This window comes from Brachyspira sp. SAP_772 (genome assembly GCF_009755885.1).
GTDB lineage: Bacteria > Spirochaetota > Brachyspiria > Brachyspirales > Brachyspiraceae > Brachyspira.
Genome location: NZ_VYIX01000001.1, coordinates 573390 through 598064 on the forward strand (window position 1 = coordinate 573390; position 24675 = coordinate 598064).

Genomic DNA, 24675 nt, shown 5'->3' on the forward strand with positions numbered 1-24675 from the left:
TAATAATATTATAATTTTTTGTTTGTAAATTATTGCTGATTATTTATTTTGCTTTTTAATTCTTCTAATTCTTTTTTTATAGCATCATATTCTTCTTTTTTTACGTAACCAGCTTTATCCATAGTGTGTTGTATTCTTTCATCCAAATATTGAGTTATTTCTTCTTTGGTTTCATTAGCCTTACTAACCATTTCTTTTACAAATTTCTCACCTTCTTCTGTGCTCATGTTTTTATCTTTTATAAACTCTTTTGCAGCCTCTTCTACTTTTTCTTTTCCTTTAAGCATAAATCCTATACCAGTATAAATACCAGATTTTATTTCATCAGAAATTCCCATAGTTATTCCTCCTTAGGAAATTATTAATTTATTTTATTATCTTTTTTTTTAATAAAAAGTCAACACTCTCAAATTATATATAAGTATTTTTTTTGATTATATTTTATTGTATATTTTTTTATAAAAAATATTTGCTTTTGCTATTGCAATATTATTAGAAGTATTATATAATACTATAAAAATAAGATAAGGAGAAGATGAATAATGAAGTCATTTTTCACACATTTCAATCAAATTAGCATATCTATTATTCTCCTATCTCTCATTATTATCCTGTAAAGTTTTTATCATAACAAATTACACACACAAAAAATAAAACAAAAAAATAATAAATTATATTCTGTTATATTTGTATATATTTTTGCAATACTATATTTCAGTAGATTTTAGGAGATTTTTATGCAATTGAATGGTTCAGATATTTTAATTGAAGTTTTAATAGAGGAGGGGGTTGACACTGTATTTGGTTATCCGGGCGGAGCTGCTTTAAACATATACGATGCTATTTATAAATATAGAGATAAAATAAAGCATATAATGCCTGTTGATGAGGCAGGTGCTTGTCATGCTGCTGATGGATATGCAAGAGCCAGCGGAAAAACAGGCGTTGTAATTGCAACAAGCGGACCGGGAGCAACCAACTTAGTAACACCATTAGCTACAGCATATATGGACAGTGTGCCTTTGATTGCTATTACAGCAAATGTACCTACAAGTTTGATAGGTAAAGATTCTTTCCAAGAGGTTTATATTGCCGGAATAACAATGACCATAACAAAACATAATTTTGTTGTTAGAGATATTAATGATTTGGCTAATACAATTAGAAAAGCTTTTTATATAGCAAATACTGGAAGAAAGGGACCTGTTTTAATAGATATACCAAAAAATATAACTATAGCAGAAACAGAATTTGTAAGCAAACAAAAAATTACTCCAAAACCAGTTCAAATAAGTTCTGAAGATGAAAACACAATAAAAGAAGTAGCAAAATTAATAAATGAGTCTAAAAAGCCTATTATATATTTTGGGGGCGGAGCTAAAGATTCAAGCGATAAATTAAGAGAGTTTATGATTAACTCTAATATACCATCGGTTCATACATTAATGGGGGCTGGTGTATTGGGCTATAATGAAAAATTGAATATTGGCTTACTCGGAATGCATGGCTCTGCTACTGCTAATAAGGTTATGAATGAAGCTGATTTAATACTTGCTATAGGCACAAGATTTAGCGACAGAGTTGCTTTGAACACTTCCAAATTTGGTGGTGGAGCTAAAAAGGTGCATATAGATATTGACAGAAGTGAGATTAATAAAAACGTTAATGTTGATTATAGTATAATAGGCGATTTGAATGATGTATTAGATAGATTTAATAAACTTGTAAAAAGAGTGAAAGATGATGAATGGGTAAAATATTTATCTGATTTAATATCAAAAGAAAAAGAGGAAGATATTAAGAGAAACACAAATAAAGACGGCATTTATCCTAGTAGAGTTATGAATATAATAGGCGAAAAAACTAAAGATGCTGCTATATATGTTACCGATGTAGGTCAGCATCAGATGTGGGCTGTTCAATATATACGCCATACTAAGCCAAGGAGCTTTATAACTAGTGGAGGCTTGGGAACTATGGGATTTGGATATGGTGCTTCTTTAGGTGTTCAGGTTGCTAAGCCAGATAGAAGAGTAATTCATATAACAGGTGATGGTTCTTTTTATATGAATTTAAATGAAGTGTCTACTGCTGTTGAATATAATTTACCTATTATAAGCATAATACTTAATAACAGCACATTGGGTATGGTAAGACAATGGCAAACTATATTTTATGAATCTAGATATTCAAGCACTGATATAAATAAAAAAATGGATTATGTGAAAGTAGCTGAAGGTTTTGGAGCTAAAGGTTTTAGGTGTGAAACTATAAGCGAATTTGAGAGTGCTTTTGAAGAGGCATTAAAATGTAAATGTCCTGTTTGGATAGAATGTGTTATAGATAAAGATTTGAGAGTTTTACCTATGATACCAGCAGGCGGAACAGTAGATGATATAATAGTAGATTAAAAAATAGTAGGAGCAAAAAATATGAATAATAAACAAAGAAGGGTTTTAGTTTTATTTGTAGATAATAGTTCTGGGGTATTAAACAGAATAACTTTATTATTTAGTCAAAAGGGTTTTAATATAGAAACTATTACTTGTTCTGTAACTTGTGTGCCTAGCATATCAAGAATGACTATAGTTACAGAGGGAGATGATTTACATATTACACAGATTATGAAGCAAACTTCTAAACTTATAGAGGTTCATTCTGTTCATTTGATAGATCATTGTAATAGTATAATAAGAGATTTATTATTAGTAAAAATAGAAATAGATGATTCTAATAAACGCAGAGTTTGCGATATCACTAATGCACATAATGGTCTTATACTTGATATAGGAAGTAGGAGTATGATAGTTGAAATTACAGCTTCTGCTTCTATAATAGACGGTTATTTAGAGGCTTTAAAAGATTTCAATATATTAGAGCTTTCAAGAACGGGAGTAACATCTATACAGCTGGGCGATGATGTTCCTGATATGAATATAATAAACAATTTTGAGTTTTGATAATTTTAAATAATTTATAATAAATATTTTAATAAACTAAAAAACAAATATTTTAAGGAGAAATAAAATGATAAAAAAATATTATGATGCTGATTGTAATCTAGGATTATTAGATGGAAAAACTATAGCTATAATGGGATACGGCAGTCAAGGTCATGCTCATGCACAGAACCTAAAAGACAGCGGAATGAATGTTATAGTAGGACTTAGAAAAGACAGTGCTAATTGCAAAAAGGCAGAGGAAGCTGGATTTAAAGTAATGGAAGTAGCAGAGGCTGCTAAGACTGCTGATATAGTTATGATGCTTGTACCAGATGAGGTTGCTGCTGATATTTATAATAGTCAGGTAGCTCCATATATGAAAGAGGGTAATGTGTTAATGTTTGCTCATGGATTTAATATTCATTTTCAATTTGTAGTGCCTGCTAAAGATATAGATGTTATAATGGTAGCTCCAAAAGGACCCGGACACACTGTAAGAAGTCAGTATTTAGAAGGAAGAGGAGTTCCTAGTTTAATAGCTGTTTATCAAGATAAAAGCGGAAGGGCTAAAGATTATGCATTAGCTTATGCTTCTGGAATAGGTGCAGGACGTGCTGGTATATTAGAAACTACTTTCAGAGAAGAAACTGAAACTGATTTATTCGGTGAGCAAGCAGTATTATGCGGAGGTGTTACAGAGTTAATGAAAGCTGGTTTTGACACTTTAGTAGAAGCAGGTTATGAACCAGAAATGGCTTATTTTGAATGTATACATGAAATGAAATTAATCGTTGATTTGATATATTCAGGCGGTTTTGCTATGATGAGATATTCTATTTCAAACACTGCTGAATATGGCGATTACAGAACTGGCAGAAGAATGATAACAGATGAAACTAGAAAAGAGATGAAAAAAGTATTGAGAGAGATACAAGACGGAACTTTTGCTAGTGAGTTTATTCAAGAGTTTAGTGCAGGACGCAAGGCTAAATTTAATGCTACTAAGAGATTAGAGAGTGAGCATAAATTAGAGAAAGTCGGTGCAGAGTTAAGAAAGATGATGAGCTGGATTAAAAAGTAATTTTTATCTAGACTCAGTGTTATAATTAAATATTTTTATATAGGAGTTTTTGTTTATACAATAAAAAAATTAAAGTTTATCAAAAGTCAGTTTTTTTATAAGAATATTTGCAGGGCTTTGCCCCGCACCCCAGTTCTTTTACGACCGAAGGAAGTGCCTGTGGTATTGGTATAAAAGAACCAAAAGAACTGCATTTGATAATAATTTAATAAATCATATTATATATAAAAGATAATTTATATTATTTATATATACTATTTTGCACTTTTTGGTTCTTTTTGCTGCGGGAAAAAGAACAAGAAAAAATAAACAATTTTTATACAAACAATAAAAATATTTAATTATACAATGGTTATTTTATAAAAAGGTTTTAACAATGAGAAAGATTAAAATTTTTGATACTACTTTAAGAGATGGAGAGCAGTCTCCCGGTTGTACTATGAATTTGGCTGAAAAATTAGAGATGGCAGCTGAATTAGATAAATTAGGCGTTGATATAATAGAAGCAGGTTTTGCTATATGTTCTGATGATGATTTCAATGCTATAAGAGAAGTAAGCAAGGTTGTAGAAAATGCTAAATTGGCTAGTTTGGCAAGATGCAACAAAAAAGATATAGACAGAGCTTATGAATCTCTTGCTGAGGCAAAACACCCTATGCTTCATACATTTATAGCTACAAGTGATATACACTTAAAGCATAAATTAGAGATGACCAGAGAGCAAGTATTAGAAACTATAAAAGAATCTGTTTCTTATGCTAAAACCAAATTTGAGTTTATAGAGTTTTCTGCTGAAGATGCATCAAGAAGCGATAGAGAGTTTTTAGCTAAGGCTTATTCTGTTGCTATAGAAAACGGTGCTACTACTATAAATGTTCCTGATACTGTTGGATATACTACTCCTCTTGAAATGGCTGACTTAATAAAATATTTAAAAGAGAATGTTAAGGGCATAGAGAATGTTGATATATCTGTGCATTGTCATGATGATTTAGGACTTGGTACTGCTAATTCTTTGTCTGCAGTGTTGGCTGGTGCTACTCAGGTAGAATGTACTATTAACGGTATAGGTGAGCGTGCTGGTAATGCTAGTTTAGAAGAGATTGTAATGGGCATAAAAACAAGAAAAGATTTTTATAATGCATACACTGATATTAACACTAAACGCATTTATAAAGTGTCAAAATTATTATCTACAATTTCTGGTATGGTGGTTGCTCCTAATAAGGCTATAGTGGGTGCTAATGCTTTTGCACATGAGGCTGGTATTCACCAACATGGTGTATTAAAAGAACGTTCTACTTATGAGATTATGAATGTTGAAGATATAGGAATACCTCAAAATAAAATGGTATTAGGTAAACATTCTGGTAAACATGCTTTTAAAGATAGAATTGAATCTTTGGGTTATGACATTGATGATAAAGCTTTAGAAGATAAGTTTGTAGAGTTTAAAGCTTTGGCAGACAAGAAAAAAGTAGTTACAGATTCTGACATTGAAGCATTATTGATAGGAAACACAAATATAGAAAACCCTACATACACATTAAAAAGCTTTATGGTTAATGACAGTGATTCAATATCTTCTTTTGCTTCTGTATCTATAATTGACAATAAAGACAATGTTGTTGAGGCTATAGGTAAAGGAAACGGACCTATTGATGCGGCATTTGGAGCTATTGACTCTGTAACATCAAATAGAGCTAAATTGGTTACATATACTATTAATGCTATTACTGAAGGCGAAGATGCTTTGGGAGAGGTTATTGTAAGACTTGCTTCTGATGACAAAACAGTTATTGGAAGAGCTGTAAGTACTGATATTATACAGGCAAGTTTGATGGCTTATATTAATGGTTTGAATAAATTATAATTTTTATATAGGGCTTATGCAATTTTTAATAGATTGTAAAAGCCCTTTTTATATGATATATTAATTATAATATATTTTAAAAATGTATTGTAAAGTTTAAGTTTTAGCTAAAAATGCAGCCTTTTTGCTTCTTTGCGGCAGCAAAAGAAGTGGGGTGCGGGGCAAAGCCCTGCAAATAATAAAAAATAATTTTTAGTATAAATTAATTTAAGGATATGAACATGACTATCACACAAAAGATTTTAGCTGCACATGCTGGAGTTGATAAGGTTGAAGCAGGTGAGCTTATAATGGTTAAAACCGATTTAGTTTTAGGCAATGACATAACAAGCCCTGTTGCTATAAATGAATTTGAGAAATACGGTTTTAATAAAGTTTTTGACAAAGAAAAAATAGCTTTGGTTATGGACCATTTTGCTCCAAACAAAGATATTAAAGCTGCAGAGCAGTGCAAACAATGCAGAGATTTTGCTAATAAGCATGATATTACTCATTATTATGATGTGGGTGATATGGGTGTTGAGCATGCACTTTTACCAGAAAAGGGTTTAGTTGCTCCCGGTGAAGTTATAATTGGTGCTGATTCTCATACTTGTACTTATGGGGCTTTTGGTGCTTTTTCTACTGGTGTTGGAAGCACTGATATGGCTGCTGCTATGGCTACTGGAAAGGTTTGGTTTAAGGTGCCTTCTGCTATTAAGTTTAATCTTAAAGGAAAGTTAAAGCCAAATGTATCTGGAAAAGATGTTATACTTCATATTATAGGTATGATAGGCGTTGATGGAGCATTATACAAATCTATGGAGTTTAGGGGAGAGGGTGTTTCATCTCTTACTATGGACGATAGGGCTTGTATTTCTAATATGGCTATTGAGGCAGGTGCAAAAAACGGAATATTTGAAGTTGATGACAAAACTATAGAATTTTTAAAAGACATAGTAAAAAGAGATTATACTATTTTTAAAGCTGATGATGATGCAGTTTATGAAAAAGAGTATGATATTGATTTATCTGCAATTGAGCCTACAGTTGCTTGTCCTCATTTACCAGAAAATACAAAAGAAGCTAAAGAATTAAAAGACATAAAAGTTGATCAGGTTGTTATAGGCTCTTGCACAAATGGAAGATTATCTGACATGGCTATTGCTGCAAATATTTTAAAAGGCAAAAAAGTAGCTAAGAATGTAAGATGCATAATTATTCCTGCTACACAAAAAGTTTATAAAGAGTGCATAAAATTAGGTTATATGGATATATTTATTGACGCTGGTTGTGCGGTATCAACTCCTACATGCGGACCTTGTTTGGGCGGATATATGGGAATACTTGCACATGATGAGGTTGCTGTTACTACAACTAATAGAAACTTTGTTGGAAGAATGGGGGATAAAACTTCAAAAGTATATTTGGCTAGTCCTGCTACAGCAGCATACAGTGCTTTGACAGGATACATAACAGAGCCTAAGTAAAAAATTAAATTTGTAAATTTTGTTGTTCTTTTTCCCGCCGCAAAAAGAACCAAAAAGTGCAAATTAAGTTATACTAATTATATAGTATTTAATTTGATATAAGTATACTTAGCAAATCTATGTTTGTACTTCAAAAGAATAGTAGAATTACAAAACATGTATAGCGGTGGACAGGACCATAGATAAAAAATAATTACTTTATTATAGGAGATAATATGAAAGCTAAAGGTTTCGTTCATAAATATGGGGATAATGTTGATACTGATGTTATTATTCCTGCAAGATATTTAAATACTGCTAATCATAAAGAGTTAGCTTCCCACTGTATGGAAGATATTGATAAAGATTTTGTAGGCAAGGTTAAAGCAGGTGATATAATGGTGGGAGGAGAGAATTTTGGATGCGGTTCTTCAAGAGAGCATGCTCCTATTGCCATTAAAGAATCTGGTATATCTTGCGTTATAGCTTCATCTTTTGCTAGAATATTTTATAGAAACTCTATTAACATAGGGCTTGCTATATTAGAATGCGATGAGGCTAGCAAAAAAATAAATGCAGGGGATGAAGTTGAAGTTGATTTTGACAGCGGCATTATTACAAACATTACAAAAAATGAAAGCTACAAGGCAGAGCCTTTTCCAGAGTTTATAAAAAATATCATTAACTCTAATGGGCTTTTAAACTCTTTAAAAAATTAATTTAAGGGATAATTATTTATGGAAAAAAATATTGTTGTTATTGAAGGGGATGGTGTTGGTCCTGAAATTATTTCTAAGGCTATTGATATATTAAAACAAATAGAGCAAAAATATTCTCATAAATTCAATTTAGAATATGTTGATATGGGGGGAGCTTCTATAGATAAATATGGAGTTCCTTTAACTGATGAAAATTTAGAAAAATGCAAATCTTCTGATTCTGTGCTTTTGGGTGCTGTTGGCGGTCCTAAATGGGACAATGTGCTTCCTGAGAATAGACCAGAGAAGGGGCTTCTTAAATTAAGAAAAGGTATGGGGCTTTATGCTAATATTAGACCTATAAAAATGCTTAAATCATTAGAATATGCTTCACCTCTAAAAGAGATTATCACTAAAAATGATATAGATTTTGTTATAGTAAGAGAGCTTACAGGAGGAGTGTATTTTGGAGAGCATAAATTTGAAAACACTAATAACACAAAAAAAGCAACAGACATTATGCCTTATGATGAAAACGAAATAAAAAGAATAGGTAAGGTTGCTTTTGAGATGGCTAGAAAACTAAAAAAGCCTTTAACTTCTGTTGATAAAGCTAATGTACTTCATACTTCTAAGTTGTGGCGTGAGGTTATGAATAATTTATCAAAAGAGTATAGCGACATTAAATATAATGATATGTATGTAGACAATGCTGCTATGCAGATTATTGCTAATCCTTCTCAGTTCGGTATTATAGTTACAGAAAACATGTTTGGCGATATTCTCTCTGATGAGGCTAGCGTTATAACTGGTTCTATTGGTATGGCTCCTTCTGCAAGTCTTGCTGATAGTACTCTTGGATTATATGAGCCTATTCATGGTTCTGCTCCTGATATTGCAGGTAAAGATTTGGTTAATCCTATTGGTACTATACTTTCTCTTGCTATGATGTTTAGACATTCTTTTAATTTAGATAAAGAAGCAGATAATATAGAGAAAGCTGTTTATAAAACTATAGAAGAGGGTTATAGAACTATAGATATTATGCCTAAAGATAAAAATATATATAATTTATACAAATTAGTAAAATGTTCTGAAATGGCAGATATTATTGTATCTAATATATAAAAAATTAATAGTTAAATAATTATTTGTATTATAGTTCATATTTACTTGATTATGATAATATAATTATGTAATTTAACTTGACAATTTAATTTTAATGTACATAATTATATTATATAGAAAAAATTAGGATTTGTATAAGTGGAATATAATGATAAAGAAACTATTCTAGAATTGCAGGAAGATAATAAACTTCTCTCTTCTAAGATAGACATCTATAAAGAAGAGATAAATGAATTAAAACAAAAACTAGAATATGCACAGAAGTTTTTTGTTTTGTATGAAAACATTATGGAACAATCTAGAAGCGAAACTAAAGACCTTACTAATAAAGTAAAAGAATTAGAAGCTGAAATTAAAAGATTAAAAAATGCTTAATATTATTTATCCTTTGAAAAATAATAATAATAAAATATATATAGCTGTGCTTCCTAAAGAAAAAGATATTAATGCTAAAGATGTAACGATTGAATATAGAAGAAAAAGAGAAGATGATTTTTTTCAATATATTAATCTTGATATAAATAAATCCATTTTTATGCATCAGGTTCATCAAGTAAATATAGTAAAAATAGATGAAAATAATATAGCTTCATTTGGAGGAAGGGAGAAAGTTGTAGAAAATACTGATGCTTTGATAACAAATCTTAAGAATGTACCTTTAGTTGTTCAAACTGCTGACTGTGCCCCTGTTATTATATATTGCAGCAAGACAAAATCAATGGCAGCTATTCACTCTAGTTGGAAAGGAACGCGTGATAAGATAGTACCTAAAACTATTGAGTTAATGATAAAAGAATATAATGCTGAGCCTTCAGAAATGTATGTTTATATTGCTCCTTACATAGCTTTAAAAGATTATGAGGTAGGTGATGAAGTAGCAGTTCATTTCAAAAATAAGGTTATGATTAATAATAGATGGCATTTTGATAATGGGCTTGAGATAAGAGAGCAAATGCTTAATTTAGGGGTTTTAGAAGATAATATAGAAATTTCTCAGTTTAATACTTATGATAAAGAGTTTTACTCATACAGACGAGATGGTGTTCAAGTTGGAAGAATACTTACTCTTGGGGTATTGTTATAATTTTATTTTTTTATTTTAACCGCACGCTAAATAGATTTTATAACTTATATCAATTTCTATTTTTTAATTTATTCTATTTATAAAATATTGTTAACCGTGCGGCAAATTTAGCATTTAATCTAATATAAACTTGGGCGGGCATGCTTTTTCTTTTTTAGTATTAAAAAAATAAAAAACTATATTTACTAAATTAAGCAAAATATGTAAAAGGGCGGGGTATGTAAAAAAAATTTTATTCTCACTCCCCACCCTCAATATTTTATGCTTGTTTTTTTAAATTATAATTTTATTTATTTTAATAACTTTTATCTGAATTCATAGCTTCCCACCCTAGAGTTTTTTTAAATTTAAAGTTTTATTAACCGCACGATGAACTTTTTATATAAAAATAAATATTTTAATTATAGCAATTTTTATTATATAAGAAATCAGCTAACCGTGCGGCTGTATGAAATTGAAAGTCTAATTGCTTTGACAATTATTATTTTAGTATTATAATATTTGAAATTATTTTAATTAAAAAAGGTTTTATTATTTATGTATGAAATGAAGGCTATTGTAGGTACTAGTCAGATTGATAAAGATGGACTTTTAAAAACTTCATCAATATTTGATTTAATGCAGGATTGTTCATTTTTTCAATTAGATTCTGAGGAAGAACTTACAAAATATTTCCATGAAAATAATGTTAGTATGTTTTTGGTATCTAGGCAAGTTGATATATATAAACTTCCAAAATATAGCGACAAAGTTATAGTACGTACTTATGTGTATGAATGTAATGAGGCTTATGGTTATAGAAATACTGTAATATATGATGAAAATTATAATGAACTTGTTATTTGTTATGCTATAGGAGGATTTGTTGATTTATCTAATGGTAATTTAATTAGAGTGCCTTCTGATTTTATTAAAAAAATTAAATTTGATGAAAAGCAAGAAATGCATTATTTGCCTAGAAAGATAAAAGTTGATAATGAAAGTTTAAAAGAAGTTGATAGATTTAAAGTAAAAAAATATTTTATAGATGACAATAATCATGTAAATAATGCAAGATATATTGATATGGCAATAGATTATGTAGAAGATAATTATAAAAGAATAAGAATAGAATATAGAGTACCTGCTGCTTTGGGAGATACTATAGTTGTAAAGAAAGCTTTAATTAATGATAAAGTTTTACTTAAGTTTGATAGTGAAGATAATAAAACTTATGCTATAATAGAATTTTCTTATAGTTTATAGTATAATATATCATATAAAAATAAAAAGGAATTAATATTATGAAAATTGCTATAGGCTGTGATCATTCAGCTATTGAATTAAAAAAAGAGATAATAAAATATTTAGAAGAATTAGGACATAGTGTTACTGATTTTGGTACGCATACTACAGAAAGTGTTGACTATCCTATATATGGAAAAAAGGTTGCTGAAGAAGTTGCTAATGGAAATTTTGATGGCGGAGTTTTAATATGCGGTACAGGTATAGGTATTTCACTTGCTGCTAATAAGGTAAAAGGAATAAGGGCGGCAGTTTGCAGTGAGCCTTATTCTGCTAAACTTTCTAAATTGCATAACAATTCTAATATAATAGCTTTTGGAGCTAGGGTAGTAGGTGTTGACTTGGCTAAGATGATTGTTAAGGAATGGATTGATGCTGAGTTTGAAGGCGGAAGACATGCTAAAAGGGTTGGACTTATTACAAAAATAGAGAACGGCGAGGAAATTTAATTTTTTATAAATTATTATTGATTTACAAAAATAAAGGGCTTAAAGTTAATTAAAAAACTTAAAGCCCTTTATTTTATTTATTGTATTCTTCTATTAACTTACTAAAGAAACCTATTTCTAAATCAATAGCTTTTATTCTGCTTGTGTGATTAAATTTACTAGCATCTGTTTTATAATTATAATAATGTTCTTCTTCTTTTTTTTTAAGATCTGATCGATTATACTTAGATAAAGAAAATTTATCTAAATAAAAATCATTGTTTTCTATTATGAATGTATAATAATATGTGCCGTCATCTGTTGCTTCTATTGTCATATAATTTACTGATGAAGCAATATCATAAGTTTGTGAGTAGTCATCATTTTGCATTGGATAAAAACCTGTTATAAACTGTGCTTTATTTTCATCGTTTTTATCTCTTTTCCATATAGTTACATAATTAAAATATTTATCGTTTATTTCAAAATCATATGCATATTTTTCCATTAATATAAGATTTTGTAAATATTCTTCATTTAATATATGACTTTGTATTAAAATATATTTTTCATTATTGTTTGTAAATTCAATTTGTGATGCAGGAGAATAAATATAACTAGTATCTGCAAATTTAAAAGTTTGAGATATTTTATTTAATATTCTTATCATTAAATCTTCATTGTTGTTTCCAGTGATAACAGTATTAATTAAATTGGTAGGACTTAAGAGAGGAAAATTTTCCATCAATACAAAAGATATATGACTATCATAAGTATGAATACTTTCTAATTCTTCTCTATCTTGAAAGCAGTGAATAGTAATATCAGCATGGTTCTCTTTTAAATAATCCATAATATTATACTTTTCATAATAGGCACTATACATCAAAGGAGTTCCCACATAACCATCGCTCATTCTGTTTATGGAATTAATATCAGCACCAAGTTTTAAAAATAATCTTACTAAATCTAAATTGTCGTTTAAAATCGCTTCAAATAATAAGTCGCTTTGTAATTGATAATCTATATCAGAAAAATAATAATTGGCAGATTCTAATTTTCTAATCAATTTTGATATTAAATTATAATTATTATTTTCTGAGTTAATTTTATTATATACTGTTTGATAATCAAAATTAACTCCGCTATCTAATAAATAATCTATTATCTCATCAGTATAATTATAATTTAGTATTCTAGTATCATCTAAACTAATACCATGTTCAACAAGCCACTTTATTAAATCATTATAAGTATAATTCCTATAACCAAGTTCATGCATTAGAATTAATATGCCGTCCCCATTTTCATCTTTACTGTTTATGCCTTTTAAGAGCAAATCTTTTATAGGTTCTAATCTTTGTTTTTCTTCTTCCCTTCTTTCTTTTTTAGCAGAGTCAACTATTCCATAATTGGCTAATTCGTTGTCAATAGTTTTGTATAATATTTCATCAACTTCTGCTTCTGTATAGTTTTGAATTGGATATTTATTTTTGAATTCTATCTTTTTCTTTTTTATTGTATTTGTTTGATGGCTTGCATCTTGATTTGTATTTTGTATATTGTTATTTGATGCATTGTTATTTATTTGTGTGTTGTCAGAATTATTATTATTGCAGCTTATTAGAATGCTTAAAGCTGTTATCAATATAATTTTTTTCATAAAACTTCCTTAAATATTTTTAGAATATTGAAGGCATTATACTAACATATTTTTGAATTGTCAATTTTTATGTCGTTCTTTTTGCTACATTCGCATTACTGCACCATAGCTAGACTTTATCGATGCACAGCTAAGCTGACTAAACTCATATTAAATTTATAATGTGTTTCAGTACCTTACGTAATGTACCTATAACCAGAATCTTGTCTTCAATAAAATCATATACGTTTCGTGATCTGGACTTCGTACAATGCAGTCCTTTTGATTCTTTGAGTCATACCTACAGGCACTTCCTACAGTCGCCCTGAAGGACTCCCTTTGGTCGCCAAAAGAAGTGGGGGGTGTACCCTAAGGGCACGCTTCGCAGGGGGAAACGCCTCCACAAATAACAAATTTAAAAATAAAATTAAAAAAATTTCAGTATATATCAAATTTATTTATTAATTATTTTCTCTAAATCTTCTTTTATATTCAAAGCCATATCATCATCAAAACTTGAAAACGAATTCTTTGTGTATAATATGTTTTTGTCACTGTCAATAACTATTATCCAAGGAAGCCATTTAACATTATATTCATCAGAAATATTTTTGTATTTATCAACATCTACTTCAGTGAAAATTAAATTATCATCTATAAACTTTTTTAGCGCTTCATTTACAAATACTTTCTCTTTAAGCTCATAACAATTTGCACACCAAACAGCAGAGAAATCTATTAGTATAGGTTTTTTATTTTGTTTTGAAAGTTCTAATGCTTCAGTATATGATATCATATTTGAAACTTCATTTTTTTGTTTTATAAATCCGTAAGTGCTTCCTAATGCTATAGATATTATAAGTACAGAAACAAATATTTTTTTCTCTAATGCACTCAACATTGCAGTTTTATTTTTTATTATGTAAACTAAGACAGCAAATATTAATATCGTAGCAGATGCTAATATATAACTTATTTTATTAAAGCCTAAAACACCAAAGAGTATATTAGCATAATAGAAACTTATTATCATCATTAGGAAAGTGAAAATATATTTAACATACACCATCCAAGTTCCAGCCTTAGGCATTTTTGTAAGTATTGAAGCGAATGTACCAAGAACAAATAATACAGAAGCAAATCCCAAAGCATAAACAGCCATATAAAGAGTAGCGAATACAGGATTAAGAAAACCTATTTCTAATATAACTGCTATTATTGGAGCAGCACAAGGAGTTGCAACTATTCCTGCAAGAAGCCCCATTATATATTTATGAAATATTGATTGATTTTTTTTAGCATAGGCATTTGTTTTAGCAGACTGTAAAAAACTAGGAGCTTTAATTTCGTAAAAGCCAGCCATTGAAAAAGTAAAGTATAAAAATAGCAGCACTAATATAGTTAAAATAATAGGGTTATACCCAATGCTTCCAAAGAGTATAGTTTTATGAAAAGCAAATCCAGCCACAGAAACTATAGCACCCAAAAGAGTGTATGTTGTTATTACCCCTAATGCAAATAATAGTGAAGCTAATACACTTGATTTTTTATTGTTTTTTTCGTCTGTTGTTGTGCCCAAAATAGATACTGTAATTGAGAGTAGGGGATAAGTACAAGGTAAAAGCACAGATGCAAGCCCTGCTACGAATATTAAAATTAATGTTATAAATATATTATTGCTTCCTTTTATATAGCTTTCTATAGAAGTAGCATTCTCTGGTTTTTCATCTGTTATGTTATTATTTGATATATCAACTTCTTCTCCATATATTACTTTGCTTTGAGGCTGTAAGCATATATTGTCTTTTGCTGAGCATAATTGATAAGTTACTTTTATAAAGTTAATTTTATTTATATCAACATCGTTTAATATGAACTCTTGTTCTCCTTTTATTATTATATCATCATGATACTTTTCACCTTCTGGATATGTTGTATTTATTTCTTTATTGTCTGCAAAAAATAATATTTTATTTGCTATTTTAGATTCTAAATAAGCATAATAACCATTTGGAATATTTGCTTTTACTGTAATTTTATTATCATTAGTTTCTAAAGTAAAATTAATTTCAGGGTTTTTATTTAAATAGTCGAACTGGTTTAAATTGATTAAATTATTATTCTGAGCAAAAGAAATACATGCTAAAGTAAAAATAAAAATTATAATATATTTAAAATACTTAAATTGATTTATATTCATTGATGTACCTCTTTTTATCATATTTACCATATATTTTGTTTGTATATTATAACATTTATTTTAGTATTTTGTTAAAAAATATTATTTTTAATAGTTATCTTTATAATAGAGTTTCTAAAAAATTATTTTGATTATTACATACCAAATAACTATAGTTTTTCAAAAAATTAGTTTTTTAAATTTATATATTTGTAAAGCTACAGTAATCACTTTTTCTCAAAGCTTTCCTGTAGCAAAAAAGTTAATAATAGATTTACAAAATTGACTTATATCTAATTATTACTTACTCTATGTTTAATATAATGCCTAAAATACAAAGTAATAGTTATTGCTATAATCATTATTATAGCAGCATATATAGATAAATCTTTATACTGCACTCCAAATGAAATTAATATTCCTCCGTATTTAGCACCTATAGCATTTCCTAAATTGAAAGAACTTTGATTAAATGTAGAAGCTAAATTCGGTGCCCCTTTAGCCTGCTCTACAACCAAAGACTGCAGCATAGGACATATTGCAAATCCCCCTATGCTCCAAGCTATCAAATCTATTATCATAGGTATAAGTTTTGTATTTACATATAACATTACAATTTGAATAATTATCATTAAAATCATTATTGAAATTAAAGATTTCATCAAACTCCTATCTCCAAGTTTTCCTCCTAAAAATGTTCCTGTAGTAAGTCCAGCACCTATATAAAATAGTATCTTTATAACAGTTTCTTTATTTACCATAGTAACTTTTTGAAGTATAGGATCTATATAAGTAAATATTGTAAATAAACTAGCTGATGTTAATACTGATAATAATAAAGGTATAAAAACTCTTCTATGTCTTAATATTTTAAATTCACTGATAACATCTCCGCTAGGCATAGGTAATTTTGAAGGAATTGATATAATCAATGCTAATATTGCAATCACTCCTATTGCACTGACAAGATAAAAAGTAGCTCTCCATCCAAATTGTTCTCCTATATGAGTACCTATAGGAACGCCCAAAATATTTGCCAAACTTACGCCCATAAATACTATTGCTATAGCCTGAGATCTCCTATTTTCTCCAGCCATATCTGAAGCAACAACAGATGCTATTCCAAAGAAAGTTCCATGACATAATGCTGCAAGAACTCTGGCAACCATTAAAAAATTATAATTTGGAGCTATAGCACATAAAATATTTCCTATTATAAACATAATCATCAAAGAAATTAAAGTAATTTTTCTTGAAAGCTTCATTGTTAGTATTGCAAGCAAAGGAGCACCTACAACAACCCCCATAGCATACATTGAAACTAAAGTTCCTGCTTTGGGTATGCTTATATTTAAATCTTTGGCAACTTCAGAAAGAAGCCCCATTATAACGTATTCGCTTGTACCAATACCAAATGCTGAAAAAGTAAGCATAAATATAGCAAAAGGCATTTTTAATAATCTCCTATTTTTTTATTAATTAGCTATAAATTCTATATTTATTTTTTTTATCTGTCAATCGATATTTTAGAATTTTATATATTTAAAAAATATTAATATAAGATAATTTGCTAAGAAATGAATTTTAATTATTTAAACATTGTTTTTTTATTTTTTATTATAAGCTAAAATAGTTAAAATAAAAAAGAACTGAAAACTATTTTTTTAAAGCATTATTAAGAGCATAATATCCAGCATATGTAAGGTTATTTATTTTAGTAAAACCCAATTTATACATACGCATACAAGCCATAGAAGACCTAGAACCGCTTGCACAATAAACTATATATTCTTTATCTTTATCTAGTTTAGACATTTTGTTATTAAAATTGCTATCATCTAAAGCTATATTTACACTGTTTTTTATGTATCCGCTATATTGCACTTCCTGATAACTTCTCACATCAATTAAACCTATATTTTTATTATTTTTATATAATTCTATAGCTTCACTAAGTTTTATGTTTTTATATTTACCTTTACTCATGATAGCAAATATTATTTTCTTCACAAAAGTTATTATTATAAAAACTGCTATTAATAATATAATTAATGATAATGTATTGCTCATTTTTAATATACCCTATATATGTATACTTAATTATATAAAAAATATAAAAAAATTCAATAGCTTAAATAAATATATTTTTTATATAGTTTGTTATTTTAGTTTTATGATATCATTCGCAAAAAAATTATTATTAAAAATTCTCTCTATAGATAATATAAAACCAAATAAAGAAAATATACAAAACGACTCTTATAGTCTATAAAGCACATTTTATGCTGCAACAACTAAAGAAGCTATAGACAAAAATCCTAATATTAAAAAATTAATAGATTTTATTCTTTCTAAAGATGGGCAGTATTTAGTTAAAGAAAGCGGGTATATTCCTATAAAATAATTAATTTTCTAATGTGTTAATTTTTAATAATGTTGAAAAAATCATTAAATAATTTTATAATTATGTAAATCTATATAATTGGGAGCAGAGCAAATGGCAGACAATAAAAGCATAATGGAACGTGATGAACTTCATAGCAAAATATGGAAAATAGCTGATGATTTGAGGGGAAGTGTTGACGGTTGGGATTTTAAACAGTATGTGCTTGGAATGCTTTTCTATAGGTATATTTCTGAATATCTTGCAAACTATTTAAATCAAAATGAATGGAATGCAGGTTATGAAGATTTTAATTATGCAAGTTTAAAAGATGAAGATGTTGAAAATGTAAAAGCTGATATTATAAATGAACAAGGATTTTTTATATATCCGAGCGAACTCTTTGAAAATATAAGAAAAGAAGCTAATAATCAAAATAGCAAAAAAGACAGCAAAGAAAAACATAACCTAAATGAAAAACTTCAGAAAATATTTAAAGATATAGAAAACTCCGCTAAAGGAACTGAAAGCGAAGCTAAAATTGCAGGGCTCTTTGATGATATAGATGTAAATAGTAATAAATTAGGACCTACTGTAATTAAAAGAAATGAGAGATTAAGAAAACTTATAAACGGCATTGCTGATATAGAGCTTGGAGATTTTAAAGACCATTCAATTGATGCATTCGGTGATGCTTATGAGTATTTGATGGGTATGTATGCATCAAGTGCGGGAAAAAGCGGAGGAGAGTTTTTTACTCCTCAAGAGGTTTCGGAGCTTCTTACAAGAATTGCAGTTACTGGAAAAAGTGAAATTAAAAGAGTATATGACCCTGCATGCGGAAGCGGTTCTTTGCTTTTAAAATTCCAAAAAATATTACATGAAGATAAAGACGAAATATATTACTTCGGTCAGGAAATAAATATCACTACCTACAACCTATGCAGAATAAATATGTTTTTGCATGGCATAAATTATAGAAAATTTAATATGGCACACGGAGATACTTTGACAGAACCTAAACATCTAAGCGATGAACCTTTTGATGCAATAGTTTCTAATCCGCCATACTCTATAAAATGGGAAGGTGAAGATAATACTATTTTAATAAATGACCCCCGCTATTCTCCTGCAGGAATATTAGCACCAAAATCAAAAGCCGACTTTGCATTTATTCTTCATTCACTCTCTTGGCTCGATACTGCAGCACTTGCAGCAATAGTATGTTTTCCGGGTATAATGTACAGAGGAGGCGCCGAGCAGAAAATAAGAAAATATTTGATAGACAATAACTATATAGAATGCATAATACAGCTTCCAGACAATTTATTTTACGGCACATCAATAGCTACTTGTATCATGGTGTTATCAAAATCAAAAATAGACAGCAAGACTTTATTTATAGATGCAAGCGAAGATTATGAAAAGGCAACGAACAATAATAAATTAAGCGATAAGAATATAGAAGATATTTTGTCTTATTTTAAGTCTAGGGAGAGTAAAGCCCATAAATGCTATTTAGCAAGCAAGGAAGAGATAGAGGCACAGGATTATAATTTGTCAGTATCCACTTATGTAGAGCAGAAAGACACAAGGGAGAAAGTAGATATAAAAGTGTTAAATAAAGATTTGGAGGAGATAGTTTTAGAAGAGAGTAAGCTTCGTAAGAATATAGATAAGATAATCAAGGAAATAGAGGCCTAAAAAATATTATGAGCACGCTAAAAGAGTTTTTAAAGAAACACTGCCCCGACGGCGTGGAGTATAAAACATTATCGGAACTTGGAAGTTTTTATGCAGGTTTAAATGGAAAAAAGAAAGATGATTTTAAAGACGGTAATGCAAAATATATAACCTATATGAATGTATTTTCAAACTTATCAGTAAACACAAATATAAATGATACTGTACAAATAGGAGAAAAAGAAAAACAAAATATTGTTAAATATGGAGATATAATATTTACAGGTTCATCGGAAACAATAGAAGAATGCGGAATGTCTTCGGTTGTTACTAACGAATTAAATGAAAAACTATATTTAAATAGTTTCTGTTTTGGTTTTAGATTTAACGAGCCAGAAATAATGCTTCCAGATTTTTCCAAATATCTTTTTCGTTCAACAGAATTAAGAAAAAAAATAATAAAAACAGCAAGCGGAGTAACGAGGTTTAATGTATCTAAAAAGAAAATGGGAAAAATTTTTATACCAATACCGCCAATAGAAGTACAAAAAGAGATAGTTCGTATATTAGACACTTTTACAAAATATCAAGATTTATTAAATAGAGAATTAGAATTAAGAAAAAAGCAGTATGAGTATTATAGGGACAAGTTGCTGACTTTCGGCGACGAGGTTGAATATGTACCTTTGTGGTCAGTTACAATATGGGATAAAAAATTTAATTCAGTTGATAGAAAAAAACAACCTGAAGTAATAAATTATCCTTATCTATTAGCCAGTGATCTATTTGCTATGGAACAAGATAGTGGAGATGTATTTTTATTATCTACAGGAGAAAAAACAGGTTGGACAACTGAAAAAATAGCAGGTAATAATTTATGCAATGGTGAAGTAGTAACTATACCTTGGGGTAAATCTAGGGCAGTTATAGATTGTATAAAATATTATAAAGGAAAATTTGTTACAGCTGATAATCGTATAATGACATCAAAAGATAAAAGTAAACTCAATAATAAATTTTTATATTATATTGTAATGTCTAAAGGAAAACTTATAGATACATTTTATAGAGGTTCAGGAATTAAGCACCCTGATATGTCAAAAGTACTTGATATAATAATACCTCTTCCACCATTAGAGGAGCAGGAACGTATCGTTAAAATACTTGACCAATTCGACACGCTATGCAATGACATCACTAGGGGACTGCCCGCTGAGATTGAATTGCGTAAAAAGCAGTACGAATACTACAGAGATAAATTACTTACTTTTAAGGAGAAGAATAAATAATTGTGTATTAAAAAGCAATATCCCCGCACGCCTGAAAGGCTATGATTAAAGCAAAGTATTACCGTGCGGAAAGCCCCTACGGCTAGTAGTGTATTAAAAAGCAATACCCCCGCACGCCTGAAAAGCTATAATTAAAACAGAGCGTTGTCGTGCGGAAAGGTGGTACAGCTCGTACGCGGGAAAAAGTTGAGTAAAATAAAAATATATATTAATATAAAAAAGTATTTGCAGGGCTTTGCCCCGCACCCCAGTTCTTTTATTGGTATAAAAGAACCAAAAGAACTGCATTTTTATGATAAATTTTATAATTTAATCGTACATTAGAAAGCACTCCCCCGCACGCCTAAAGGGCTATGATTAAAACAGGGCGGTGTTGTGCGGCAAGCCGATACGGCAAGTATAAAAATAAGGAGTCGTTTGTATGAAAAACAATGAGAAAATTGACGTCATCAAAATGTCTGAGGAAAGTACTGTTGTCGCTAAATATACTCCTATTGAAAGAACTAGAACTAAATATCAATCTGAAGCAGAACTCGAAGAAGAATTTATTAAACAGCTCACCGAACAAGGCTACGAATACGTAAATATAAAAAATGAAAATGATTTAATTAAAAACCTTAGAACTCAATTAGAAAAATTAAATGATTATAATTTTACAGATAATGAATGGAATAATCTTTTTAATTCTATTATAGTAAATGGTAATGAAAAGGCTGTTGATAAAACTTATAAAATGCATGAAGAGCGTATATTTTCATTAGACTTGGATAATGGAGAGCCTAAGAATATTTTTATAATAGATGCTGATAATATATATAATAATCATCTGCAGGTTATTAATCAATACACAGAAACGCACTCAGAAAAAAGAGCGAGATATGACGTTACTATTTTAATAAACGGTTTTCCTATGGTTCATATTGAGCTAAAAAGAAGGGGCGTTAATATAAGAGAGGCTTTTAATCAAATAAACAAATATGGGGAAGAAAATTTCTGGGCTGGATGCGGACTTTATGAATATGTGCAATTATTTGTGATATCAAACGGCACTAATACAAAATATTATTCAAACACCACAAGAGACCTGCATGTGCGTAATACTAAGAATCAAGTAAAAACATCAAATACTTTTGAGTTTACTAATTTTTGGGCAGATGCTGAAAACAAGATTATTCCAGACTTAGTTGATTTTACAAGGACTTTTTTTGCAAAGCACACTCTATTAAATATAATAACTAAATATTGTGTATTTACTTCAGATAAAAAATTATTGGTTATGCGTCCATATCAGATTGCAGCAGCAGAGAAGATTATAAACAAAATTATAATATCTGAAAATCATAAAATAAGGTCTAAAAAAGAATCAGGCGGTTATATTTGGCATACCACAGGAAGCGGAAAGACCCTTACAAGTTTTAAAACAGCCACTCTTGCTAAAGGACTTCCTTTTGTAGATAAAGTGCTTTTTGTAGTTGATAGAAAAGACCTTGATTATCAGACAATGAAAGAATATGATAAATACCAAAAAGGGGCAGCAAACAGCAACACTTCAACAAAAATATTAAAATCGCAATTAGAAGACAATGGTGCAAAAATAATTATTACTACCATTCAAAAATTATCAAGGTTTATTCAGAAAAATGAGAATCATGAAGTTTATAAAAAGCATGTTGTAATGATTTTTGATGAATGTCATCGTTCTCAATTTGGCGATATGAATGAAGCAATAAAAAAGGCTTTCAAAAATTATAATATATTTGGTTTTACAGGCACACCTATTTTTAAAAAAGAAGAAGACTACGAAAAATATCCAAATCTCAAAACCACTGAAAATTCTTTCGGAGAAAAGCTTCACACCTACACAATAGTGGATGCTATTCGTGATAAAAATGTTTTGCCTTTCCGTGTGGATTATATTAATACTGTAAAAGAGGTTAAAGATTTTGAAGATAAGAAGGTGCCGGGCATAAATACTGATGATATACTTTTACATGATGATAGAATAAAACTAATAGTAAAATATATATTAGAACATTTTGAGCAAAAAACTTATAGGAATGCTTCTGATTCAAGTTATAGTTATGATGTTATTATGAATGTAGAGGCGATGGCTAAATCAAAGTATAACACTGTTGCAGAGATAAAAGAGAAAAAGACAGTTAAAGGCTTTAATTCTATTTTTGCGGTATCATCTATAAAAGCTGCTAAAAAATATTATAAAGAGTTTCAAAAACAAATAGGAGAAACTAAAAGCGATTTAAAAGTAGCTACAATATTTAGTTTTGTACAAAATGAGAATAATGAAATAATTCAAGATGAAGAGTTTGAAACAAAAAATCTTGATAAGGATTCGAAGGAGTTTCTTGAGAATGCCATAAAAGATTATAATAAAATGTTTAATACGAATTATGATACATCTGATGATAAGTTTGAAAATTATTATAAAGATGTTTCAATGAAAATGAAGAATAATCAAATAGATATTTTAATAGTAGTGAATATGTTTTTAACAGGTTTTGATGCTCCTACATTAAACACTTTATGGGTTGACAAGCGATTAAGAATGCATGGACTTATACAGGCTTTTTCAAGGACTAACAGAATTTTAAACTCTGTTAAGACTTTTGGAAATATAGTTTCTTTTATGAACTTAGAAGAAAACACAAACAAAGCACTTGCGGTTTTTGGAGATAAGGAGGCCAAGTCTATAGCATTGCTCAGAAGTTATCAAGATTACATGGGCGGTTATAATGAGAACGGCGAGCATGTTTTAGGATATACAGAAATTGCTGATTTACTTAAAACTCACTTTCCTATTAACGAGCCTATTGTTACAGAAGAAAAGAAAAAAGAATTTATAAAATTATTTGGAGATTTATTAAAAATCAGAAATACACTTTCTGCTTTTGATAGATTTAGAGAAGACAGAGAGAAAATAATGTCAGATATAGATTTTCAGGATTACAGTGGAAAATATAATGATTTATATGCAGAGATTACTAAAAATAACCCTGAAATGGAAAATATTCAAGATGATGTTGTATTTGAGATAGAGTTAATTAAACAAGTTGAAGTAAATATCGACTATATACTTATAATAGTTGCAAAATATAAAAAAGAGAACAAAGACAAACCTACTATAATAGAATATGTTAGAAAATTAATTAATGCAGGTATTGAATTAAGAAGCAAGAGGGAATTAATTGAAAACTTTATTAATCAAATGAATACTTCAGAAACAGATATACAAGAAGAGTTTTATAAATATGTGAGAGAAGAGAAAGAGAAGGATTTAAAGAAAATAATCGAAGAAGAAAATTTAAAAGAAAAAGAAACGAATGAGTTTATAGCAAACTGTTTTGAATATGGAGAGATAATAACTTCAGGAATAGATATTGATAAAATACTTCCTCCGGTATCAAGATTTAGCAAGGAAGGCAATAAAATTGAGAAGAAACAAATTGTTGTAGAAAAATTGCAATCTTTCTTTGAAAAATATTCCGGTTTAGTATAATATATAATTGTTTGATAAT

Annotated in this window: 19 protein-coding genes; 14 read left to right on the forward strand and 5 right to left on the reverse strand. The window is 29.0% G+C overall.

Annotated elements, in window-relative coordinates:
- Positions 1–29: 29 nt before the first annotated feature.
- Positions 30–338, reverse strand: a complete 309-nt coding sequence (locus GQX97_RS02500; RefSeq protein WP_157150379.1) for a phasin family protein — start codon at positions 336–338, stop codon at positions 30–32.
- A gap of 399 nt (positions 339–737) precedes the next feature.
- Between GQX97_RS02500 and ilvB the strand changes: the two genes are divergently transcribed.
- The 11 genes from ilvB (at position 738) to rpiB (ending at position 11987) form a co-directional block, all read left to right on the forward strand.
- Positions 738–2411: a biosynthetic-type acetolactate synthase large subunit gene (gene ilvB, locus GQX97_RS02505; RefSeq protein ID WP_157150380.1), complete on the forward strand. Its 1674-nt coding sequence runs from the start codon at positions 738–740 to the stop codon at positions 2409–2411.
- A 21-nt stretch (positions 2412–2432) separates the two neighbouring features.
- The gene (gene ilvN, locus GQX97_RS02510) at positions 2433–2960 is read left to right on the forward strand and encodes an acetolactate synthase small subunit (RefSeq protein ID WP_157150381.1); all 528 of its coding nucleotides are present in this window, start codon (positions 2433–2435) and stop codon (positions 2958–2960) included.
- Positions 2961–3027: 67 nt separating this feature from the next.
- Positions 3028–4023 (forward strand): ketol-acid reductoisomerase, encoded by a 996-nt coding sequence (gene ilvC / locus GQX97_RS02515; protein WP_157150382.1) that lies wholly within the window; start codon positions 3028–3030, stop codon positions 4021–4023.
- 376 nt (positions 4024–4399) lie between these two features.
- On the forward strand, positions 4400–5896 hold the full coding sequence (locus GQX97_RS02520) for a 2-isopropylmalate synthase (protein WP_157150383.1): 1497 nt from the start codon (positions 4400–4402) through the stop codon (positions 5894–5896).
- 221 nt (positions 5897–6117) lie between these two features.
- Positions 6118–7365 carry a 3-isopropylmalate dehydratase large subunit gene (leuC, locus tag GQX97_RS02525; RefSeq protein ID WP_157150384.1) on the forward strand — a complete coding sequence of 416 codons (1248 nt, stop codon included), beginning with the start codon at positions 6118–6120 and terminating at the stop codon, positions 7363–7365.
- Positions 7366–7580: 215 nt separating this feature from the next.
- Positions 7581–8063, forward strand: a complete 483-nt coding sequence (gene leuD / locus GQX97_RS02530; protein ID WP_014936083.1) for a 3-isopropylmalate dehydratase small subunit — start codon at positions 7581–7583, stop codon at positions 8061–8063.
- An 18-nt stretch (positions 8064–8081) separates the two neighbouring features.
- Positions 8082–9170 carry a 3-isopropylmalate dehydrogenase gene (gene leuB, locus GQX97_RS02535; protein ID WP_157150385.1) on the forward strand — a complete coding sequence of 363 codons (1089 nt, stop codon included), beginning with the start codon at positions 8082–8084 and terminating at the stop codon, positions 9168–9170.
- A 138-nt stretch (positions 9171–9308) separates the two neighbouring features.
- Positions 9309–9545 carry a hypothetical protein gene (locus tag GQX97_RS02540; protein ID WP_101503436.1) on the forward strand — a complete coding sequence of 79 codons (237 nt, stop codon included), beginning with the start codon at positions 9309–9311 and terminating at the stop codon, positions 9543–9545.
- On the forward strand, positions 9538–10254 hold the full coding sequence (locus GQX97_RS02545) for a polyphenol oxidase family protein (RefSeq protein WP_157150386.1): 717 nt from the start codon (positions 9538–9540) through the stop codon (positions 10252–10254). The genes GQX97_RS02540 and GQX97_RS02545 overlap by 8 nt, the downstream gene beginning before the upstream one ends.
- 537 nt (positions 10255–10791) lie before the next feature.
- Positions 10792–11499 (forward strand): acyl-[acyl-carrier-protein] thioesterase, encoded by a 708-nt coding sequence (locus tag GQX97_RS02550; RefSeq protein WP_157150387.1) that lies wholly within the window; start codon positions 10792–10794, stop codon positions 11497–11499.
- Between the two features lie 38 nt (positions 11500–11537).
- The gene (gene rpiB / locus GQX97_RS02555) at positions 11538–11987 is read left to right on the forward strand and encodes a ribose 5-phosphate isomerase B (protein WP_157150388.1); all 450 of its coding nucleotides are present in this window, start codon (positions 11538–11540) and stop codon (positions 11985–11987) included.
- 73 nt (positions 11988–12060) lie between these two features.
- Here rpiB and GQX97_RS02560 read toward each other — a convergent pair whose 3' ends face one another.
- The 4 genes from GQX97_RS02560 to GQX97_RS02575 all read right to left on the reverse strand — a co-directional run bounded on the left by GQX97_RS02560 (position 12061) and on the right by GQX97_RS02575 (position 17857).
- Positions 12061–13629, reverse strand: coding sequence for an ankyrin repeat domain-containing protein (locus GQX97_RS02560; protein WP_157150389.1), 1569 nt, complete (start codon positions 13627–13629; stop codon positions 12061–12063).
- A 433-nt stretch (positions 13630–14062) separates the two neighbouring features.
- Positions 14063–15808 carry a cytochrome c biogenesis protein CcdA gene (locus GQX97_RS02565; RefSeq protein WP_157150390.1) on the reverse strand — a complete coding sequence of 582 codons (1746 nt, stop codon included), beginning with the start codon at positions 15806–15808 and terminating at the stop codon, positions 14063–14065.
- Between the two features lie 272 nt (positions 15809–16080).
- Complete coding sequence (locus GQX97_RS02570; protein ID WP_157150391.1) at positions 16081–17238, reverse strand: MFS transporter; 1158 nt, start codon at positions 17236–17238, stop codon at positions 16081–16083.
- A gap of 205 nt (positions 17239–17443) precedes the next feature.
- Positions 17444–17857, reverse strand: coding sequence for a rhodanese-like domain-containing protein (locus tag GQX97_RS02575; protein ID WP_157150392.1), 414 nt, complete (start codon positions 17855–17857; stop codon positions 17444–17446).
- 427 nt (positions 17858–18284) lie between these two features.
- Between GQX97_RS02575 and GQX97_RS02580 the strand changes: the two genes are divergently transcribed.
- From GQX97_RS02580 to GQX97_RS02595, 3 genes are all read left to right on the forward strand, one after another.
- The gene (locus tag GQX97_RS02580; RefSeq protein WP_157150393.1) at positions 18285–19874 is read left to right on the forward strand and encodes a type I restriction-modification system subunit M; all 1590 of its coding nucleotides are present in this window, start codon (positions 18285–18287) and stop codon (positions 19872–19874) included.
- Positions 19875–19882: 8 nt separating this feature from the next.
- Positions 19883–21142 carry a restriction endonuclease subunit S gene (locus tag GQX97_RS02585; protein ID WP_157150394.1) on the forward strand — a complete coding sequence of 420 codons (1260 nt, stop codon included), beginning with the start codon at positions 19883–19885 and terminating at the stop codon, positions 21140–21142.
- Between the two features lie 421 nt (positions 21143–21563).
- Positions 21564–24656 carry a type I restriction endonuclease subunit R gene (locus GQX97_RS02595; RefSeq protein ID WP_157150396.1) on the forward strand — a complete coding sequence of 1031 codons (3093 nt, stop codon included), beginning with the start codon at positions 21564–21566 and terminating at the stop codon, positions 24654–24656.
- Positions 24657–24675: the final 19 nt, after the last annotated feature.

Excerpts from the sequence above, each read along its gene's own strand:
- GQX97_RS02500 (WP_157150379.1), bottom strand. The coding sequence starts at position 338 with ATGGGAATTTCTGATGAAATAAAATCTGGTATTTATACTGGTATAGGA.
- ilvB (WP_157150380.1), top strand. The coding sequence starts at position 738 with ATGCAATTGAATGGTTCAGATATTTTAATTGAAGTTTTAATAGAGGAG.
- ilvN (WP_157150381.1), top strand. The coding sequence starts at position 2,433 with ATGAATAATAAACAAAGAAGGGTTTTAGTTTTATTTGTAGATAATAGT.
- ilvC (WP_157150382.1), top strand. The coding sequence starts at position 3,028 with ATGATAAAAAAATATTATGATGCTGATTGTAATCTAGGATTATTAGAT.
- GQX97_RS02520 (WP_157150383.1), top strand. The coding sequence starts at position 4,400 with ATGAGAAAGATTAAAATTTTTGATACTACTTTAAGAGATGGAGAGCAG.
- leuC (WP_157150384.1), top strand. The coding sequence starts at position 6,118 with ATGACTATCACACAAAAGATTTTAGCTGCACATGCTGGAGTTGATAAG.
- leuD (WP_014936083.1), top strand. The coding sequence starts at position 7,581 with ATGAAAGCTAAAGGTTTCGTTCATAAATATGGGGATAATGTTGATACT.
- leuB (WP_157150385.1), top strand. The coding sequence starts at position 8,082 with ATGGAAAAAAATATTGTTGTTATTGAAGGGGATGGTGTTGGTCCTGAA.
- GQX97_RS02545 (WP_157150386.1), top strand. The coding sequence starts at position 9,538 with ATGCTTAATATTATTTATCCTTTGAAAAATAATAATAATAAAATATAT.
- GQX97_RS02550 (WP_157150387.1), top strand. The coding sequence starts at position 10,792 with ATGTATGAAATGAAGGCTATTGTAGGTACTAGTCAGATTGATAAAGAT.
- rpiB (WP_157150388.1), top strand. The coding sequence starts at position 11,538 with ATGAAAATTGCTATAGGCTGTGATCATTCAGCTATTGAATTAAAAAAA.
- GQX97_RS02560 (WP_157150389.1), bottom strand. The coding sequence starts at position 13,629 with ATGAAAAAAATTATATTGATAACAGCTTTAAGCATTCTAATAAGCTGC.
- GQX97_RS02565 (WP_157150390.1), bottom strand. The coding sequence starts at position 15,808 with ATGAATATAAATCAATTTAAGTATTTTAAATATATTATAATTTTTATT.
- GQX97_RS02570 (WP_157150391.1), bottom strand. The coding sequence starts at position 17,238 with ATGCCTTTTGCTATATTTATGCTTACTTTTTCAGCATTTGGTATTGGT.
- GQX97_RS02575 (WP_157150392.1), bottom strand. The coding sequence starts at position 17,857 with ATGAGCAATACATTATCATTAATTATATTATTAATAGCAGTTTTTATA.
- GQX97_RS02580 (WP_157150393.1), top strand. The coding sequence starts at position 18,285 with ATGGCAGACAATAAAAGCATAATGGAACGTGATGAACTTCATAGCAAA.
- GQX97_RS02585 (WP_157150394.1), top strand. The coding sequence starts at position 19,883 with ATGAGCACGCTAAAAGAGTTTTTAAAGAAACACTGCCCCGACGGCGTG.
- GQX97_RS02595 (WP_157150396.1), top strand. The coding sequence starts at position 21,564 with ATGAAAAACAATGAGAAAATTGACGTCATCAAAATGTCTGAGGAAAGT.